General features: G+C 66.6%; 18 protein-coding genes. 7 read left to right on the forward strand and 11 right to left on the reverse strand.

The features are described from left to right. Positions 1 to 11: 11 nt before the first annotated feature. The 3 genes from htrA to sigE all read right to left on the reverse strand — a co-directional run bounded on the left by htrA (position 12) and on the right by sigE (position 3045). On the reverse strand, positions 12 to 1538 hold the full coding sequence (gene htrA, locus MKAN_RS06640) for a serine protease HtrA (protein ID WP_023366461.1): 1527 nt from the start codon (positions 1536 to 1538) through the stop codon (positions 12 to 14). Positions 1539 to 1702: 164 nt separating this feature from the next. After that, positions 1703 to 2095, reverse strand: a complete 393-nt coding sequence (gene rseA, locus MKAN_RS06645) for an anti-sigma E factor RseA (RefSeq protein WP_023366463.1) — start codon at positions 2093 to 2095, stop codon at positions 1703 to 1705. Positions 2096 to 2280: 185 nt separating this feature from the next. Next, a complete protein-coding gene (gene sigE / locus MKAN_RS06650; RefSeq protein ID WP_036392483.1) occupies positions 2281 to 3045 on the reverse strand; it encodes an RNA polymerase sigma factor SigE in 765 nt (254 codons plus the stop codon). Positions 3046 to 3270: 225 nt separating this feature from the next. Between sigE and MKAN_RS06655 the strand changes: the two genes are divergently transcribed. Then, the gene (locus MKAN_RS06655; protein ID WP_036392815.1) at positions 3271 to 3945 is read left to right on the forward strand and encodes an O-methyltransferase; all 675 of its coding nucleotides are present in this window, start codon (positions 3271 to 3273) and stop codon (positions 3943 to 3945) included. A gap of 285 nt (positions 3946 to 4230) precedes the next feature. Here the strand turns inward: MKAN_RS06655 and MKAN_RS06665 are convergent, their stop codons facing one another. Continuing rightward, positions 4231 to 4545 carry a hypothetical protein gene (locus MKAN_RS06665; protein ID WP_023366471.1) on the reverse strand — a complete coding sequence of 105 codons (315 nt, stop codon included), beginning with the start codon at positions 4543 to 4545 and terminating at the stop codon, positions 4231 to 4233. A gap of 488 nt (positions 4546 to 5033) precedes the next feature. Here MKAN_RS06665 and MKAN_RS06670 point away from each other — a divergent pair, with 488 nt between their 5' ends. The 5 genes from MKAN_RS06670 to MKAN_RS06690 all read left to right on the forward strand — a co-directional run bounded on the left by MKAN_RS06670 (position 5034) and on the right by MKAN_RS06690 (position 10680). Continuing rightward, positions 5034 to 5672 carry a TetR/AcrR family transcriptional regulator gene (locus MKAN_RS06670; protein WP_023366473.1) on the forward strand — a complete coding sequence of 213 codons (639 nt, stop codon included), beginning with the start codon at positions 5034 to 5036 and terminating at the stop codon, positions 5670 to 5672. Continuing rightward, entirely contained in the window at positions 5662 to 6600 is a 939-nt protein-coding gene (locus tag MKAN_RS06675) for an ABC transporter ATP-binding protein (RefSeq protein ID WP_023366475.1), read from the forward strand. The genes MKAN_RS06670 and MKAN_RS06675 overlap by 11 nt, the downstream gene beginning before the upstream one ends. Beyond that, positions 6597 to 8243, forward strand: a complete 1647-nt coding sequence (locus MKAN_RS06680; protein WP_023366477.1) for an ABC transporter permease — start codon at positions 6597 to 6599, stop codon at positions 8241 to 8243. Before MKAN_RS06675 ends, MKAN_RS06680 begins: the two co-directional genes overlap by 4 nt. Positions 8244 to 8263: 20 nt before the next feature. Beyond that, entirely contained in the window at positions 8264 to 8938 is a 675-nt protein-coding gene (locus tag MKAN_RS06685; RefSeq protein WP_023366479.1) for a methyltransferase family protein, read from the forward strand. Between the two features lie 62 nt (positions 8939 to 9000). After that, positions 9001 to 10680: a CocE/NonD family hydrolase gene (locus MKAN_RS06690; protein WP_023366481.1), complete on the forward strand. Its 1680-nt coding sequence runs from the start codon at positions 9001 to 9003 to the stop codon at positions 10678 to 10680. 160 nt (positions 10681 to 10840) lie between these two features. Here the strand turns inward: MKAN_RS06690 and glgC are convergent, their stop codons facing one another. Further along, positions 10841 to 12055, reverse strand: a complete 1215-nt coding sequence (glgC, locus tag MKAN_RS06695) for a glucose-1-phosphate adenylyltransferase (protein WP_023366483.1) — start codon at positions 12053 to 12055, stop codon at positions 10841 to 10843. 269 nt (positions 12056 to 12324) lie between these two features. Here glgC and glgA point away from each other — a divergent pair, with 269 nt between their 5' ends. Then, positions 12325 to 13488 carry a glycogen synthase gene (gene glgA, locus MKAN_RS06700; protein ID WP_023366485.1) on the forward strand — a complete coding sequence of 388 codons (1164 nt, stop codon included), beginning with the start codon at positions 12325 to 12327 and terminating at the stop codon, positions 13486 to 13488. Positions 13489 to 13511: 23 nt separating this feature from the next. On the opposite strand, the gene MKAN_RS06705 is transcribed toward glgA, so the two are convergent. The 6 genes from MKAN_RS06705 to fadD6 all read right to left on the reverse strand — a co-directional run bounded on the left by MKAN_RS06705 (position 13512) and on the right by fadD6 (position 18757). Further along, the gene (locus MKAN_RS06705) at positions 13512 to 13679 is read right to left on the reverse strand and encodes a DUF3117 domain-containing protein (RefSeq protein WP_011211259.1); all 168 of its coding nucleotides are present in this window, start codon (positions 13677 to 13679) and stop codon (positions 13512 to 13514) included. 296 nt (positions 13680 to 13975) lie between these two features. Then, positions 13976 to 14551, reverse strand: a complete 576-nt coding sequence (locus MKAN_RS06710) for a DNA-3-methyladenine glycosylase I (RefSeq protein ID WP_023366489.1) — start codon at positions 14549 to 14551, stop codon at positions 13976 to 13978. Next, the gene (locus MKAN_RS06715; protein WP_023366491.1) at positions 14548 to 14913 is read right to left on the reverse strand and encodes a DivIVA domain-containing protein; all 366 of its coding nucleotides are present in this window, start codon (positions 14911 to 14913) and stop codon (positions 14548 to 14550) included. Before MKAN_RS06715 ends, MKAN_RS06710 begins: the two co-directional genes overlap by 4 nt. 38 nt (positions 14914 to 14951) lie before the next feature. Continuing rightward, positions 14952 to 15941, reverse strand: coding sequence for a glucosyl-3-phosphoglycerate synthase (locus MKAN_RS06720; protein WP_023366493.1), 990 nt, complete (start codon positions 15939 to 15941; stop codon positions 14952 to 14954). Beyond that, complete coding sequence (gene folP, locus MKAN_RS06725) at positions 15938 to 16834, reverse strand: dihydropteroate synthase (protein WP_023366495.1); 897 nt, start codon at positions 16832 to 16834, stop codon at positions 15938 to 15940. Before folP ends, MKAN_RS06720 begins: the two co-directional genes overlap by 4 nt. Positions 16835 to 16975: 141 nt before the next feature. Beyond that, positions 16976 to 18757, reverse strand: a complete 1782-nt coding sequence (gene fadD6 / locus MKAN_RS06730; protein WP_023366497.1) for a long-chain-acyl-CoA synthetase FadD6 — start codon at positions 18755 to 18757, stop codon at positions 16976 to 16978. Between the last annotated feature and the right edge of the window lie 3 nt (positions 18758 to 18760).

The following is an 18760-nucleotide window of genomic DNA, read 5'->3' on the forward strand; positions in this document are numbered from 1 at the left end:
GCTTGCGATCATCACGAGCTGGTATCGGGTTCGGGCTTGACCGTCAGCGTGACGTGGCGACCCTCGCGGACCACCTCCACCGGCGCGTCCTGCCCGATGGTCAGCTGCCGCACGGCGACGACGAACTCATCGGAGTCGGCCACCTTACGGTCGCCGATCTTGACGATCACATCGTTTTCCAGAATTCCGCCCTTCTGAGCGGGGCTTCCGGCCTTTACGTTGGCCACCTGCGCACCCGAAGCGATCGCGTTGCTCACCGAACGGGTGCTGATACCCAGCGTCGGGTGGACGATCTTTCCGTCCTTGATCAGCGTTTGGGCGACCACCTTCATCTCGTTGACCGGAATGGCGAAGCCCAGCCCGCTGGCGCTGTCCGAGAGCGACTTACCGGCGGTGTTGATGCCGATCACCTGCGAATCCATGTCGATCAGCGGACCGCCGGAGTTGCCGTGGTTGATCGAGGCGTCGGTCTGCAGCGCGTCGATCACCGTATCGGTGTCCGAACCCTCGCCCGACAGCGGGACGGGGCGGTGCAGCGCGCTGATGATGCCATGCGTCACGGTGCTGCGCAGCCCCAGCGGGGCTCCGGCAGCCAGCACCTCGTCGCCGACCCGGACCTTGCTGGAGTCACCGAGCCGGGCCACGGTCAGGTTGTCGACGTTGTCGACCTTCAGGACGGCCAGGTCGGTCTTGGGGTCGCGGCCCACCAGGCTGGCGGGTACCTCCTTGCCGTCGTTGAACACCACGGTCGTCTTGAACTGGCTGGGGCTGTTGGCGGCCTCGGAGATCACGTGGTTGTTGGTGACGATGTAGCCGCGACCGTCGATGATGACACCGGAACCCTGCATGCCCTCCTGGTCGCTCTTGGACTCGATAGTCACGACGGAGTCGGCGACCGCCGCGGCCACCTTGGTGAACCGGCCGGCCGGCTCCTCGGCGTTGCCGCTGGTCGACAACGTCACCTTCGACGTCGTGAACGCCTCGACGACTTCGGCGGTCTTGCGACCGATCACACCGCCGATCACCCCGATCACCAGCGCCAAGATGGCCAGCACAGCCAACGCCAGATAGGACACCTTGCCGCCGAACAGCACATCGCGGACGCCGAGCTTGCCCCGCTGGCCGAGGGCGCTGTGTGGTGGCGGTGGGATCAGCGCCGGGGTTCCCAGAGCGGCCGCCGCGGCGGGATCGCGCCACGGATCATCAGGCTCGTCCTGTTGGCCGTCCTTTTCGGCGGCCAGCGCCCCGGCGTCGATGGGGTGGCGTTGCAGCGAGTCGACGCCACCGGGTGGCCGGCTGAAGGCTTCCTCCAGCACCGGATCGGGCGGTTGCTCGGGTGACCGGAACTCGGCCTGGTCCTGGTACTTCGGCGGACGCACCCGCTCCGCTACAAACGAACCCTGCACCCCCGATGGTCGCCCGAACGCTTGACGCGATGCGGAATCGACCGGTGGCCGAAAGACGGGACGCGGCGCCAGGCGGGGGCCGCCGTCCCCGACACCGGTACTGCCACTGTTTTTGCCTTGGTCGGAGGTCACGTGATCCTCTTCTGGTTCTCTGCTGGGCGTTGGCGACACGGACCACGACGGCCCGTCCTACCGGACGCGGCGTTATCGGTGTCCACCCTAGTATCCGTGACATTTCTGATGGCTGAAGCCAGCAGCCGGCCGGCCTTCATTCGGGGTGCAGCCAGCCAACCAAGCTAGCGACGCTTCCGCTGGCCACGGACATCGCGCTGAGCGAAGGGATCCGGCAGCGGCGTCGCGTCGTCGGACGGCTGATGCGGGATTTCGGACAGCAACCCGAGCAGCGTGCTGGGGATGCGGATCGGGCGCGAGTCGCGTAGCGCGGCACGAGCACGGCTGTGGTCGTCTACTTCGGCAGCGCACTGCGGGCACAGCGACAGGTGATGCGCCGCGCGCAAGTGGGCGTTCATTGTCAGCTCACCATCGACAAACGCGGCAATGGCCTCTATGGACAGGTGCTCGGTGGACCGGAACCGACGCGGCGCACCGACCGGCGCATCGCTTTGGGAAGCGAATTGGGTGGGAAGCCAGGAGAATGCGCGCCGAAACACATGTCCCCGGTCGGCCATCACCAGCTCCTTCCCTGCGCTTTCGAGCCGTTTCTAGGCCTTGACTAGCCTTAACTAGCCTTTTGTCGGCTTGGTAGTTCGAATGTAGCGCGGTGCGGGGCCGGATAACCATCATCGGCGGGTAAAACCCGAGGATTTGGGACCGGTTGGCAACCATGCAGTAGCCAAACCGACAGGCGCGTGTCTTAACCGCCAGTCTTACCCGAGCGTGCGTAGGCCTGACCGTGTTCGGGGTGCGCGGCGAGGTAGTCGCGCAACGCCTGGCGTCCGCGGTGGATCCGGCTTCGCACGGTGCCGAGCTTGACACCGAGGGTGGCGCCAATCTCCTCGTAGGACAAACCTTCGATATCGCACAACACGACTGCGGCACGAAACTCCGGCGGCAGCGAATCGAGGGCAGCCTGCAAATCGGGCCCCAGACGTGCGTCGTGATAGATCTGCTCGGGGTTGGGGTCGTCGGCAGGCACCCGGTCGTAATCCTCGGGCAACGCCTCCATCCGGATGCGGGTCCGGCGGCGGACCATGTCGAGAAACAGGTTGGTGGTGATGCGGTGCAACCAGCCCTCGAAGGTCCCCGGTTGGTAGTTCTGGACCGACCGGAAAACCCTGATGAACGTTTCTTGCGTCAGGTCCTCGGCATCGTGCTGATTGCCGGAGAGCCGGTAGGCCAGCCGGTACACCCGGTCGGCGTGCTGGCGCACCAGCTCGTCCCACGACGGCATTGTGGCCTTGTCCCCGGTCGCGTCGAATACCGCAGTACCAAGTAACCCGTCGGATGGTTCGACCCACTCATCGTCGCGGATCTGTCGGGGGTGAGACATGGTTGTCGTGCTCAAAGTGGCGATGTCGTGTCCCTCCGGAATTCCCCTGCCATCAAGCGTTGGCAGCTCGTCTCCGGCAACGCGAAGTTGCCATTCAGTATTCCCCGCCCAGCGTCCGCCTCGTTCCATACCGATACCGTCGCGTACCGGCGTGTGGGCGGTATATGAGCAAACTGAGCTTTAGCTGAGAAACCATTCCGTTACCTGGATTTTCCTGGGCTTTTCGGTGGCGGGGTGACCTTCATCGCGCGACGCATCCCGGGCGTGTCCGCAGCGGCTGCGCGGTGCCGGCCCAGGTCCGGCCATCGGGCGCGCCTGCCCGACGGCGTCGCCGATCCGGCATACGCTGCCGACATGGACGGCACCGGTGACAGCTCGGTCGCCCACGGCCCGCAGGCCCCCAGTCGAGCCGAACTGATGTCTGCGCACGCCGAGGGGTCGATATCTGAAGACGCGATCCTGACCAGCGCCCGTGAACGGGCCATGGACATCGGCGCCGGGGCGGTGTCGCCCGCGGTCGGCGCCCTGCTGAGCCTGCTGGCCAAGCTCAGCGGCGGCAAGGCGGTCGCCGAGGTGGGTACCGGAGCGGGTGTCAGCGGACTGTGGTTGCTGTCCGGCATGAGCAATGACGGCGTGCTGACCACGATCGATATCGAGCCCGAGCACTTGCGGCTCGCCAAGCAGGCCTTCCACGAGGCGGGAATCGGTCCGTCACGCACCAGACTGATCGGCGGGCGTGCCCAAGAGGTGCTGACCCGACTCGCCGACGAGGCCTATGACCTGGTGTTCGTCGACGCCGACCCGGTCGACCAACCGGACTACGTGGTCGAGGGTGTGCGGTTGCTGCGACCCGGCGGGGTCATCGTGGTGCACCGGGCAGCGCTGGGCGGACGGGCCGGTGATCCGGCGGCACGCGACGCCGAGGTGACCGCGGTCCGCGAGGCGGCCCGACTGATCGCCGAGGACGAACGGCTCACCCCGGCCCTGGTGCCGCTGGGTGATGGGCTGCTGGCCGCCGTCCGGGATTAGGACGCCAGCTCGGGTCGGTGATCGCCCGGGTTCTGCGTCGCTCGGGTGGTCGTCCACGGTGAATCCACCCGTGCCGGCCACATGGATCGGCCCGACCTGAAGGGAACACAGGTTTTCGAACTCCTCATCGCCGGACAGATTCCGGCGGGGGCGGCCAGGAACGAACATGCTGCCGTCAGACACCAGATGGTCAACCAGACCCTCCGCGTCCACCAGTTCCCCGACCGCCCCCGCCTGGGCTTCACTGCTCAGGCCGATAACCCAGCGAGGCACACCGGCTAACGGTCAGGGGCACATGAACGAAATCGGCGGGCAGACAAACGTGCCCGGGTCAAGTGGGCCTTCGGCGTAGAGCCCCGGCTGGCCTGATACCTGGTGGTATTCGTGGCAGGTGTTCATGTCCCAGCCGGTCGCCAGGTCTCGGACCCGAAAATCAACTGGGTCTCCCGGACACCAGGTGCCGTGGCAGACCGGGTCGCACCGAACATCGGCACGCGCGGTCGCGGCACCCGGCCCCAAGGCGGCGAGCCACAAGGTGGCGACCGCGCCGAAGCCCGAAATCAGAGCACCGACGAGCGTCCGCTTGACCGTGCTGACCATATCGTTTTCCTTTCCCTGTCCGCGTCCCTGTCCGCGTCCCTGTCCGCGTCCCTGTCCGCGTCCATGTCCGCGTCCCTGTCCGCGCCCATCCGTAACGGAGCGTGTCCTCCCTTTTGCTGCGCCCAAGTACACAGTGGTGGCGCCGCTACCGATCTCAAATTGCGTAATCGCACGGACGCGTTGCGGCCGACATCACATAGGGAAGGTCGGGACATGGGGAAGGTCGGGGCATCTCGTCAGCTCACCCCGCCCCGCGCCCCGACAACCAGCCGATGATTAGCACTAACGCTGTCGCCAAACGTCCGGACCGGCTCTCGGCGCGAGCGGCGGCAGACAAGGCACTGCGAGGTCGGCTGACCAAACGCCAGGCCGATGACGCATGGGCAGCCGCGTGCGCCGCGGTCGTGTCGCAGAACTGAACGAAGGTCCGCAGACACACAGGCCGCCTCTCTTGACTTTTCACTGAACAGTCGTTTAACGTACTGAACATGCGTTCAGTCGACTTGACTGCGGCAGCCCGCATCAGGGATGCGGCGATCGAGCAGTTTGGTCAGCACGGCTTCGGCGTTGGGCTGCGAACCATCGCCGAAGCCGCGGAGGTGAGCGCCGCCCTGGTCATCCACCACTTCGGCTCCAAGGACGGTCTGCGCAAGGCCTGCGACGACTACGTGGCCGAAGAGATCCGCAGCGAAAAGTCGACGGCGATGCAGTCCAGAGACCCGGCCACCTGGCTGGGCCAGCTCGCCCAAGTCGAGTCCTACGCACCGCTGATGGCCTACCTGGTGCGCAGCATGCAATCCGGCGGTGAATTGGCAATGACGTTGTGGCAGAAGATGATCGACAATGCCGAAGACTACCTCGAGGAAGGAGTGCGCGCCGGCACCGTCAAACCCAGCCGCGACCCGCAAGCCAGGGCCAAATACCTGGCCATCACCGGGGGTGGCGGCTTTCTGTTGTACCTGCAAATGCATGCAACCCCAACCGATCTGCGTGCGGTACTCCGCGATTACACGCGCGACATGGTGCTTCCGGCGCTGGAGGTCTACACCGACGGCCTGCTGACCGATCGCTCCATGTACGAGGCCTTCCTCGCCGAAGAGAAGCAAGGAGAATCCGATGTCCAGTGACAACGCCTCGGCCCTCATCGATATTCGAGGGCTGATCAAGAACTTCGGGGTGGTGCGTGCGCTCGACGGCCTTGATCTCACGGTGCACGAAGGCGAGGTGCACGGCTTTCTCGGACCCAACGGCGCCGGGAAGTCGACGACCATCCGGATATTGCTGGGCCTGGCCAAGGCTGACGGCGGCAGTGCGCGGCTGCTGGGTCGCGACCCGTGGGCGGAAGCGGTTCAGCTGCACCGCCAAATTGCATACGTCCCAGGCGATGTCACGTTGTGGCCGACGTTGACCGGTGGCGAGACGATCGATCTGCTGGCTCGGATGCGAGGCGGGGTCGACGAGAAGCTTCGTGCGGACTTGATCGAGCGCTTCGAGTTCGACCCGCGCAAGAAGGTGCGCACCTACTCGAAAGGCAACCGCCAGAAGGTGTCCCTGATTTCGGCATTTTCGTCACGGGCCAGGCTGCTGCTGCTGGACGAGCCCTCCAGCGGGTTGGACCCGTTGATGGAGAACGTCTTTCAGCAATGCGTCAAGGAAGCACGCAGCCGTGGGGTCACCATCCTGCTCTCCAGCCATATTCTGGCCGAAACGGAAGCCCTGTGCGAGCGGGTCACCATCATTCAGGCCGGCAAGACCGTAGAGAGCGGCTCATTGGAATCCATGCGCCACCTCAGCCGAACCTCGATCAAAGCCGAAATGATCGGCGACCCGGGCGATCTCACCAGGATCAAGGGCGTCGAGGACGTCACGGTCGAGGGCACCACTGTGCGGGCCCAGGTCGACAGCGAAAGCCTGGGTGAACTGGTCCGGGTGCTCGGTGACGCCGGGGTGCGCAGTCTGGTCAGCCAGCCACCTTCGCTCGAGGAACTTTTCCTGCGCCACTACAGCGTCGGCTCGCGAGTCGCCGAACACACCCGGGAGGTACCGGCGACATGAGCACCGCAACGCTGAATCGCCCGCGCCCCGAACCACAATCTGCACCGCCACGCGGCTCGGCTTTCACCGGCACCCTCGGACTGCTGCGGCTTTACCTGCGTCGCGATCGCGTGGTGTTGCCGCTATGGGTGTTGCTGCTCTCGGTGCCGCTGGCCACGGTGTACGTCAGCAGCATCGAGAAGGTCTACCCCGCCCAGCAAGATCGTGCCGGGTTCGCGGCCTCGATCGCCGCCAGCCCGGCCCAGCGAGCGCTCTATGGTCAGGTCTACAACGACAGTCTCGGCGCCGTCGGCCTCTGGAAAGCCGGAATGTTTCACACCCTCATCGCGGTGGCGGTCATCCTCACCGTGATCCGCCACACCCGGGCCGACGAGGAGACCGGCCGTGCCGAGCTGATCGAGTCCACCTCCGTCGGCCGCTACGCGAGCCTCAGTGCGGCACTGCTGTTGTCGTTCTCGGCATCGATCGCTACCGGTGCTATCGGTGCGGCGGGGCTGCTGACCACCAAGGTGGCGCCGGCCGGGTCGCTGGCCTTCGGCGCGGCCCTGGCCGGGTCGGGACTGGTGTTCACCGCCGTGGCCGCCGCCGCCGCGCAGCTATCGCCCAGCGCCCGAGTGACCCGGGGTGTCGCGTTCGCCGTGCTCGGCACGGTGTTCGCGCTTCGGGCCGTCGGTGACGCCGGATCGGGCGCGCTGTCCTGGCTTTCGCCGCTGGGGTGGTCACTTCAGGTCAGGCCCTATGCGGGGGATCGCTGGTGGGTGTTGCTACTGCATCTGGCGACGGCCGCCGCGCTGACCGTGGTGGCCTATCGGCTGCTTGCCGCCCGCGACGTCGGCGCCGGGCTCATCGCCGAACGCGGCGGCCCCGCCACCGCCGCACCCTGGCTGAGCAACGTCTTCGGGCTGGCGTGGCGGCTTGACCGCGGCGCGGTGCTGGTCTGGACCGTGGGGCTGGTGCTTTACGGCCTGTTGATCGGCAGCGTGGTGCACGGCATCGGGCAGGAGTTGGGCAGTGGCACCGCGGTACGCGACATCGTCGCGCGGTTGGGCGGCACCAGCGTACTGGAGCAAGCCTTTGTCGCGGTGGGCTTCACCATGCTGGGCATGATCTCCGCCGCGTTCGCCGTGTCGGTGTCGCTACGCCTGCACCAGGAGGAACTCGCACAGCGCGCCGAGACCGTGCTCGCCGGATCGGTGTCGCGAATTCGTTTACTGTCAAGCCATTTGGTGATCGCGCTGGCCGCGCCCGCGGCGGCGATACTGCTCTGCGGCGTGGCGGCCGGCCTTACCTACGGCGCCGCAGCCGGGGACCTCGGCGGCAAGCTGACCACGGCTGTCGCCACCGCAGCGGTCCAGCTGCCGGGTGTCTGGCTGCTGTCCGCGGTGACCATCGCATTGTTCGGTGTGACACCGCGGTTCACTCCGGTAGCGTGGGGCGTGCTGGTCGGCTTCGTCGCGTTGTACCTGCTTGGTTCGTTGTCGGGGTTTCCGCAGTGGCTACTGAACTTGGAACCTTTCGCACACACTCCACGAGTTGGCGGCAGTGACTTCACCGCCGAGCCGCTGCTGTGGCTGCTGGCTATAGATGCGGGATTGATTACTTTGGGCGCCATGGCCTTTCAACGGCGTGACATGCGGAATTAGCCGGGAGCATCGGGAGGGAAATGAAAACTGGTCTGCGGGCCGTTATCTCGGGTCTGGCCGGTCTGGTCGTATTTGGATTCGTGCTGTTTTACCCTGCGGGCACGTTCAACTATTGGCAGGCATGGGTTTTCATCGCTGTATTCATGGTTGCAACGATCGTGCCCAGCATCTACCTGGCCCGGACAAACCCGGCCGCACTGCAGCGGCGCATGCACGCCGGACCGCGCGCGGAAACCAGAACGGCCCAAAAATTCATCATCATGGGCGCGTTCGTCGCCGTCTTCGCCATCATGGTGCTCAGCGTGCTCGACCATCGATTCGGTTGGTCGGCAGTGCCGGTGGTGGTATGCGTGGTCGGCGACCTACTCGTCGCGACCGGGCTCGGAATCGCCATGCTGGTGATCGTCCAGAACAGTTATGCCGCCGCGACGGTGACGGTGGAGGCGGGCCAGAGGGTAGTGTCCAGCGGTTTCTACCGGTTCGTTCGGCACCCGATGTACGTCGGCAACGTGATCTTGATGATGGGCATGCCGCTTGCACTCGGCTCCTATTGGGGCCTGCTGGGTGTCATCCCGGGGACGCTCGTCCTCGTTTTCCGCATCCTGGACGAGGAGAAGGCACTCGCCGTGGAACTGGATGGATATCGCGATTACATGAAGCGAGTGCGCTACCGGTTACTGCCCCACGTCTGGTAGCAAGTCGGATCGGAGTGGCGAAATTCGGTTGCCGCCAAGCCGGCACGTTCTAAGGTAACGGCGTGGCCAGAGATCCGGCACCCGCCCTGGACCGGCCGTGGCGACGGCCGGGCGCTCTTCGGTACGCACTCAGCCGGATTTGCGGAATCGTCAAACCCCCGGTCACGGTTACCGATCCCCCGGCCGACGTCCTCGTCGAGCGTGACGTCGACGTCATTACCCGCGACGGGACCGTATTGCGGGTCAACGTTTTCCGGCGATCCGGCGGGGCCGCCCAACCGGTCATCATCAGCATCCATCCGTACGGCAAGGACGATCTGCCGACCAGGCGGCGCAAGCGCTGGACCGTCCCCCGGCTATACCGGGCGCTGCGCCAACCCAAGCCGGTGAAATTCTCCGCCCTGACCGGTTGGGAGGCGCCGGACCCCGTCTGGTGGACCGCACACGGGTTCACCGTGGTCAATGCCGACTCGCGCGGCTGCGGTCGCTCTAACGGCACGGGGAGGCTGCTCTCGGCCCAAGAAGCCGAAGACACCTACGACCTGGTGCAGTGGGCGGCCCACCAGCCCTGGAGTGACGGCCGGGTGGTCATGCTCGGAGTGTCCTACCTGGCCATCAGCCAGTACGCCGTCGCCGCCCTGCAGCCACCGGCACTGCGGGCCATCTGCCCGTGGGAGGGCTTCACCGATGCCTACCGTGACCTGGCGTTTCCCGGCGGAATTCGCGAGATCGGCTTCACCCGGTTTTGGTCACGCAACGTGCGTCGTACCCGGCAGGCCTACGACCTGGAGCAGATGCAGGCCGACCATCCGTTGCGCGACGAGCAATGGCGCGCAATCGTTCCCGATCTATCTGCGATCACGGTGCCGATGTTGGTCTGCGGCAGCTTCTCCGACAACAACCTGCACAGTCGCGGCTCGATCCGGGCGTTCACCGATGGCGGCTCCCGGCACGCCCGGCTCTATACGCATCGCGGTGGCAAGTGGGAGACGTTCTACTCCGAGTCCGCGTTGGCCGAGCAGCTCGAGTTCTTCCGCGACGTGCTCGACGGCGCACCCACGTCGCGCAGCGTTCGCCTCGAGGTTCGCGAGGATCGCGACACAATCGCCGCGGTGCGCGAGGAGGCCGAATGGCCCCTCGCCCGCACCCGCTGGCGGCCAATGTATCTCGCCGCTGCCGGAATGCTGACGGCCGAGAGACCGCCGAGAGCCGGCAGCGTCACATTCGAAACACATTCTCGCGCAGCATCTTTCAACTGGACAGTGCCATACGACATCGAACTGACCGGACCCATGGCGGCCCGGCTCTGGGTGCAGCTGGACGGCGGCCAAGACGTGAACCTGTTCGTCGGCGTGGAGAAGTGGCGCGACGGGCGGTTCGTCGGATTCGAAGGGTCCTACGGCTGGGGCCGCGACCGGGTCACCACCGGCTGGCAACGGGTCGCGCTGCGCGATCTGGACCCTGAAGCCTCCCGGCCCTGGCAGCCGGTCCCGGCGTGCGTCCGGGCGCAGCCGGCTACCCCGGGCGATGTGGTCGCCGTTGACATCGCCCTCGGTCCGTCGGCGACGTTGTTTCGCGCCGGAGAGCAACTGCGCCTGGTAATCGCCGGCCGATGGCTATCCCCGCGCAACCCGCTCACGGGTCAATTCCCGGCCGCCTATCCTGACCCGCCGCGCAGTCGAATCACGCTGCGCTGGGGCCCCCGCTACGACGCCCACCTGCTGGTCCCAGAAATCCCCTGACCCGCTCACGGCCGGACAGTCCAGATCGCGACACGTTGCTGGCCCGCGCCGCTACCAAACCCGGTGTAAACCGTGCCGGGTGTAATGAATGCGGCTAGCCGAGCGTGATCGGACGCTGATCGGCAGCATCTGACCACTCACCGGTGTCGTTCGATACGCTTCAGATCCAGACGCCCTTGCCCACCGCGACCACGCCGCCGGCGCTGACCGCGAACCTTTCCCGGTCTCGGTCCAGGTCCACTCCCACCATCTCGCCAGGCCCCACAACGACGTTCTTGTCCAGGATCGCGTGGCGTACCACCGCGCCCCGGCCGACCCGGGTGCCGGGCATGATCACACTGCCCTCCACAATGGCGCCGTCGTCGACAACGACATTCGACGACAACACCGAGTTGCGCACCGACGCCGCCGAAATGATGCTGCCGGCACCGACCACCGACTCCTGCGCCGAACCTCCATTGACAAATTTCGCCGGCGCCAGGTTCTCCGACTCACCCCGGATGGGCCAGCGCCGGTTGTACAGGTTGAACACCGGGTGCACCGACACCAGATCCATATGGGCGTCGTAGAACGCATCCAGCGTCCCGACGTCACGCCAGTAAGCCCGGTCGCGGTCGGTGGCACCCGGTACGTCGTTGTCGGAAAAGTCGTATACCGCCGCCATCCCGTCCTCCACCAGCCGCGGGATGATGTCCCCGCCCATGTCGTGATCCGAGTGATCGTCATCGGCGTCGGCGCGAATTGCGTCGATCAGCACCTTGGTGGTGAACACGTAGTTGCCCATCGAGACGAACGTGCTGGTGGGGTCATCGGGGGTGGCGGGGGGGTCCAGCGGCTTCTCGAGGAAGCTGCGGATGCATCCGGAGTCGTCGGCGTCAATGCATCCGAACGCGCTGGCACCGGCACGCGGGACCCGGATACCGGCCACCGTAGCGCCGGCACCGCTGTCGATGTGGAACCGGACCATCTGTTCCGGGTCCATCCGGTATACGTGATCGGCCCCGAAAACCACCAGGTAGTCGGGATCTTCGTCGTAGATGAGATTGAGTGACTGATAGATCGCGTCGGCCGAGCCGGTGTACCAGCGCGGACCCAGACGCTGCTGCGCCGGCACCGGAGTGATGTACTCACCGGCCAAACCCGACAACCGCCAATTCTGCGAAATGTGACGGTCCAGCGAATGTGACTTGTATTGGGTGAGAACGCAGATCCTGAGGTATCGGGCATTGACGAGATTGGAAAGCACGAAATCGATCAACCGGTAGGCGCCCCCGAAGGGAACCGCGGGTTTGGCCCGGTCCGCCGTCAACGGGTAAAGCCGTTTGCCCTCACCGCCGGCCAAAACGACGCCCAGCACGTGTGGCGCTTCCCTCATGGCCTCAAACCTATCGGCACCCGCGACCCGCTGCCAGGGGCATCCCGACTAGGCGCCGTTGTGACGGGCTGGTGGCCAAGGTAATTGGCCGGTCCGTCCGGCTCCTCAACTGCCCGCAATGCGGGCCGTCTCGTCGCCGACACCACCCACACGTCCGGCTCCTCAACTGCCCGCAATGCGGGCCGTCTCGTCGCCGACACCACCCACACGTCCGGCTCCTCAACTGCCCGCAATGCGGGCCGTCTCGTCGCCGAACTACGGTGCTGCGTATGCGGGTAGCGATGATGACTCGGGAATACCCACCGGAGGTCTACGGCGGAGCCGGGGTACATGTCACCGAACTGGTATCCCATCTGCGGCGTTTGTGTGCGGTTGACGTGCATTGCATGGGCGCGCCTCGGCCGGGAGCCATCACTCATCAGCCCGACCCGCGGCTGCGCAACGCCAACCCGTCCCTGTCCACCCTGTCCGCGGACCTGGTGATGGCCAACGCCGCGAGCGGGGTCACCGTGGTGCATTCACACACCTGGTACACGGGCCTGGCGGGCCATCTGGCCGCGCTGCTCTACGACATCCCGCATGTGTTGACCGCGCACTCGCTCGAGCCGATGCGGCCGTGGAAAGCCGAGCAGCTGGGCGGCGGCTACCAGGTCTCGTCCTGGGTGGAGAACACCGCCGTGCTGGCCGCCGACGCCGTCATCGCCGTCAGCGCGGGCATGCGCGACGACCTGCTGCGCATCTATCCGACGCTGGACCCGGATGTGGTGCATGTGATCCGCAACGGGATCGACACCGACGTGTGGTATCCGGCCGGCCCCGTGCGAACCGGGTCGGTCCTGACCGAGCTCGGAGTCGATCCAAGCCGGCCGATCGTGGTGTTCGTCGGCCGAATCACCCGGCAAAAAGGAGTTCCCCATTTGCTGGCGGCCGCACACCAGTTCAGCCCGGATATTCAGGTGGTGCTGTGCGCTGGCGCTCCAGATACTCCCGAGATAGCCGACGAGGTGAGGTCCGCGGTGTCCCAACTGGCCCGCACCCGCACCGGCGTGTTCTGGGTCCGCGACATCCTTCCGACCGGGAAGCTACGTGAAATACTTTCTGCTGCAATGGTTTTCATATGCGCATCGGTATACGAGCCATTAGGGATCGTCAACCTGGAGGCAATGGCCTGCGCGACCGCGGTGGTGGCCTCCGACGTTGGCGGGGTACCCGAGGTGGTCGCCGACGGGGTCACCGGATCCCTGGTGCATTACGATCCAGCCGACCCGGCCGGTTACGAGGCCAGGTTAGCCGAGGCGGTCAATGCGCTCGTCGCCGATCCTGCCACCGCCGAGCGCTACGGCCAGGCGGGACGTCAGCGCTGCATCGAGGAATTCTCCTGGGCACAGGTCGCCGGGCAGACGCTCGACGTCTATCGGAAGGTGTGCCGGTGACACACCACTCGCCCGGTGCTGATTCAGCTGGTAACGCTCTTCAGTTCGTCACCGAGGGCCGCGGCCTCGTCGGGCGTCAGCTCCACGACGAGACGGCCGCCGCCCTCGAGTGGTACCCGCATCACGATGCCGCGCCCCTCTTTGGTTGCTTCCAGAGGACCGTCGCCGGTCCGGGGCTTCATCGCCGCCATCGAGTGCTCCCTCCAGATTCGAGCTGGCCCGCGCTCGCGGACCTGGTCGGCGCCGAGCATGCCCCGTAAGCGGATTCCCAGCCGTACCCGACATTGAACTGCCAAATCACCCCTCTATTGTTCCCTATTCCGGTTCACCCGGTGCACAAGACCCGCTTCTGTGGCCGCTCAGGGCTGTCCTAAGCGCATGCTGGCCCCCCGGACGGCATTTTCGGCGCTCGGCTTCACGAGATGGATGCAACCCGTCTGATCGAGAAGTTTTGCTGTCCCGATCGCCCCGGCCCAGGGCCGCCCACTTACCGCGGAGGTACCCAGCACGTGCGGATGTGGTCGTCCACCATCCCGGTGGCCTGCATCAGCGCGTAGGCGGTGGTGGGCCCGACGAAGCGAAACCCACGCCGTTTCAATTCGCGCGCCATCGCCGTGGATTCCGCAGTGGCTGAAGGGATTTCGGATAAGGTTGCCGGCCGCCGCCGGGGCGGCGGCGCGAACGACCACAGCAGGTCCGACAGGTCCTGCGCTGACCCGAGCTCGGCAGCAGCCCGCGCGTTCGCGATCGTCGCCTCGATCTTGGCCCGGTTGCGCACAATCCCCGCGTCGGCCAGCAATCGCTGCACATCGGCGTCGGTGTAGTGGGCGACCGTCTCGATGTCGAAGCCGGAAAACGCGCAGCGAAAGTTCTCCCGTTTGCGCAAGATGGTCAACCACGACAGGCCGCTCTGAAAAGCCTCCAGGCTCATTCGCTCGAACAACGCCACCCCGCCGCGCAGTGGACGCCCCCACTCCTGGTCGTGGTAGTTGCGGTAGAGCTCGGCATCAGGCCCGGCGCGAACCACCGCCCAGCCACAGCGCACCAGGCCGTCGTCGCTCACGTCGGGCTGGGGCGGTCGTGAGCGACGGCGTCGACGTTGCCTGCGTGCGGGCCCTCGGCATCGGCTGCACCGGCGGGCGATCCGTGGACGGCCGCCAGCTGGCTTCGCAGCGCATCCAGCTCACGGCCGAGCCGATCCAGCACCCAGTCGACCTCGCTGGTCTTGTAGCCGCGCAGCACCTGAGTGAACTTGACCGCATCGACGTCGGCCCCGGTGATGCCGGACGCGGGCAGCACCGTCGCCGTCGTCGCCCGCGGCAGCGGCGGCAACTGCTCGCCGCGCCCGAACAGCAGGCTTGCCGCACCGAACAACACGACGGCCACCAGGACCAGCACCACCAGGTACAGCAATACCAATGCCACGCCGACGATCTTGCCCTAAGGGACCGACATCCCGGCGATCAGCGGGGCCGCACCACATTCATCGGTGGCCGGTCGGCCAGCGAGACCGGCCACGTGTGCTCGGTGTAGCCGTCGCCGACGGCGAAGAACTGGGTCAGGCCGACCCCGGAGTCGGGGATTCCGCACCGGGACAGCAAGGTAGCGATGACCTGGCGGCTCATCACGCCCAGCTCGGCCAGTGGCCGGTTGCGGTGTGCCCGTACCCCGAGGTTGACCTGCGCGATCGCGTCCAGACCCAGCCGGTCGAAGGTGTCGACCAGCAGTCCGATCTCCACGCCGTAGCCGGGCGCGAACGGCAGCGAAGTCAACAGTTCACGGCTGGCCGCGTACTCACCGCCCAGCGGCTGCAGCACACAGCCCAGCTCGGGGCGCAGCGCCGCCAGCAGCGGTCGCGCCACCAGCTCGGTAACCCGGCCGCCACCGGTGGAACCCGCGGCTCCGCCGGCATCGCTGACGGTCAGCGGACGCCGGTAAAAGCTCTTCACCAGGTGGATGCCCTCGCGGGTGAGCAGCGGGCCGACCAGCCACGGGACGAACATCGGGTGCGGGTTGACCAGGTCGGAGTCGACGAAGACCACGATGTCGCCACTGGTGGCGGCCAGCGAGCGCCACAGCGCCTCACCCTTGCCCGGGCGAGTCGGCACCTCGGGCAGCGCCTGTTCGCGGCTGACGACGCGGGCACCGGCGGCGATGGCACGGATCTCGGTGTCGTCGGTGGAGCCGGAATCCAGCACGATCAGCTCGTCGACCAGGCCTGACGAGCCGTGGACCAGCGGTGAGATGCTCTCGATCACCGACTCGATGGTTTCCTCCTCGTTGAGGGCCGGCAGCACCACCGAGATCGTCCGTCCGGCCTTGGCGGCCACCAGTTCGCCGATCGTCCAGCGCGGACGGTTCCAGCTGCGGTCCGACAACCAGATGTCGCCGGGTTTTGCGGCCCGAACCGCGTCCTGGGTGAGGTCGCCGGCGACCAACTCCGATGCCGTCATGCGAGCCCTCTCACCGTGCGCGCCGGCGGTCGCGTCCCCTGAATGGAGGCCACCATCTCCAGCACCCGCCTGGTGGCCGCGACCTGGTGCACCCGAAACATGCGTGCTCCGGCAGCCGCTGCCAGCGCGGTGGCCGCCAGTGTTCCCTCGAGGCGTTGGGTCACGTCCACCCCCAGAGTCTCCCCGATGAAGTCCTTGTTGCTCAAAGCCATGAGCACCGGCCAACCGGTCTTAACAAGATCGTCCACGTGGCGCAACAGCATCAGCCCGTGGAAGGTGTTCTTCCCGAAATCGTGGGCGGGGTCGATCAACACCCGGTCGCGGGCTACTCCCGCTGCGACTGCTCGCTCGGCCGCGGCGGTGACCTCACGAATGACGTCGTCCACGACCGCGCGGGCGCTCGTACCGTAACTCATCCGGAACGGACGGGTACGCGGCTGTGCTCCCCCGGTGTGGGCGCACACCACACCCGCGCCGAATTCGGCCGCCACATCCGGTATCGCGGGGTCGACACCACCCCAGGTGTCGTTGATCAGATCGGCGCCGGCCGCACACGCCAGCCGGGCCACCTCCGAGCGCCAGGTGTCGACGCTGATCAGCTGGTGGGGGTAGGCATCACGCAGCCACTCGACGAAGGGCAGCAGCCGGGCGATCTCGGTGCCGGCGTCGACGTCCTGCCCGGGTCCGGCTTTGACGCCGCCGACATCGATGACGTCGGCGCCCTCATCGATGGCCCGGTGGACGGCTTCTCGGGCGGCCCCTTCACTGAAGGTCGCACCCTTGTCGTAGAACGAATCCGGGGTGCGGTTGACGATCGCCATGATCAGCGGGCGATCCGCGGCGACTGGGCGGCCGCACAGCATTGCGTGCACGTCTACATAGTGCCGGACCATCGAGTCTGCGTTCAGCGCTACTCGGACGACGGCTCACGGGCTGTGGACGCAGTTTCGACGCGGTCAGCGCAGGCTCGACGACAACGCCGGCCCCAGAGGCTGCGAACCAGCTCAATTGACGGGTGCGCCACCTCGGCGCCGTCAGGCCCGGGGGCGTTTACCGGCCGCTACTTCGTCGGGGTATTCGGCGTAGTACGGCACATATCCTTCGTCGCGCCCGGCCAGTACGTACAGCGGATCCTCGACCTCGGCGCCGTAAGCCTGCTGGCGCAGCTCCACTTTGCGGCTCTTGAACGTCGTGGTGTGCGCCATCGACTCGACTACCCGCACAAACAGCGGCAGCGCGTAGGCGGGTAGTTGACCGTAGACGGCCCGGGCCAGGGACTGCCCGTCGAACTCGGCGCGGTCGCGCAGCTTGATCGCGGCCATGCCGGCGCGGCCGCCGGTGTCGGGCACCTCCACGCCGTAGACCGTGCACTCCTCGACTGAGGGGTCGGCCGATAGCGCCGCTTCGACCTGCGTGGTGGCGACGTTCTCGCCCTTCCACCGGAAGGTGTCGCCCAGCCTGTCGACGAACGCGGCGTGCCCCATGCCCTGCGGACTCATCACGTCACCGGTGTTGAACCAGCAGTCGCCGTCCCGAAATGCATTGCGCACCAACTTCTTTTCACTGGCCGCCGGGTCGGTGTAGCCGTCGAACGGCTGCAGCCGGTTGACCCGGCTGAGCAACAGCCCCGGCTCACCGGGGGGCACCCGGCGTACCCGGCCGCTGTCGTCACGCAGGGGGGCGCCGGTATCCGGGTCGTATTCCACATAGGCCAGCGGCAGCGGCGAAACGCCGGTGCTTCTGGGCACGTTGAAGATGTTGATGAACGCGGAATTCCCCTCGCTGGCCGCATAGAACTCGCAGACGCGCGCTATGCCGAACCGTTCGGTGAACTCGTCCCAGATCTCCGGCCGCAGACCGTTGCCGGTGATCACCCGTACCCGGTGCGCCCGGTCGGTCGATTTGGCCGGCTGGTTGAGCAGATAACGGCAGATCTCCCCGATATAGATGAACGCCGTGGCCTCGGTGGCGATCACCTCGTCCCAGAACCGCGACGCCGAGAACGACGTGCCCAGCGCCAGCGTCGCCCCGGAATTGATCACCGACGACACCGCCACCGTCAGCGCGTTGTTGTGGTACAGCGGCAGGCAGCTGTACAGCGTGTCCGAGCTCTTCAGCCGCAGTCCCATGCCGCCGAACACCGCCAGCGCCCGCAACCACCGGTGGTGAGTCATCACGCTGGCTTTGGGGAACCCGGTGGTGCCCGAGGTGAAAATGTAGAAGGCGGTGTCCTTGGCTCGCACCGCCGCGGCCGAAGCCGGGTTATGCGCGGGCGCGGTCGCGGCAAAGCGCTCCAGGTCGTCGACGGTCAGCACCTCGCCGGCCGGGCCACCGCTTTCACTGATGGCGCTGACCAGGTCCGATTCGGTGAGCAGCAGCTTGGCGTCGAGCAGGCCCAGACTGTGGGCGAGCACCTCACCCCACTGGTGGTAGTTGAGCATCCCGGCAACGGCGCCGCACTTGACGACGGCCAGCATCGCGAGCACCGTGTTGGGCGAATTGCGCAGCATGATGCCGACCACGTCGCCGGGGCCGACACCTCGGGCGGCGAGCACCGCTGCGTACCGGTTGGCGATCGCATTGGCCTCGCGATAGGTCAACTGCTGTTCGCCGAACTTCACGAACACCCGGTCACCGAAGCGGCCGGCCCGGTCCTGGAAAACGCTCCCGATCGATGCCTTGGACGTCGGCCGGGCCAGCAAACCGGTCACAGCCCCCCGCACGATCGACGGTGTGTCGGCCAGCACTCCGGGCACCCGAGCTGCGACGTCGGTGAGCTTGACCCGGGCGCGCCCGCCACCCTGGTGATCGGACACGTT

The sequence above is a fragment of the Mycobacterium kansasii ATCC 12478 genome, assembly GCF_000157895.3.
In the GTDB taxonomy this organism is placed as follows: Bacteria; Actinomycetota; Actinomycetes; order Mycobacteriales; family Mycobacteriaceae; genus Mycobacterium; species Mycobacterium kansasii.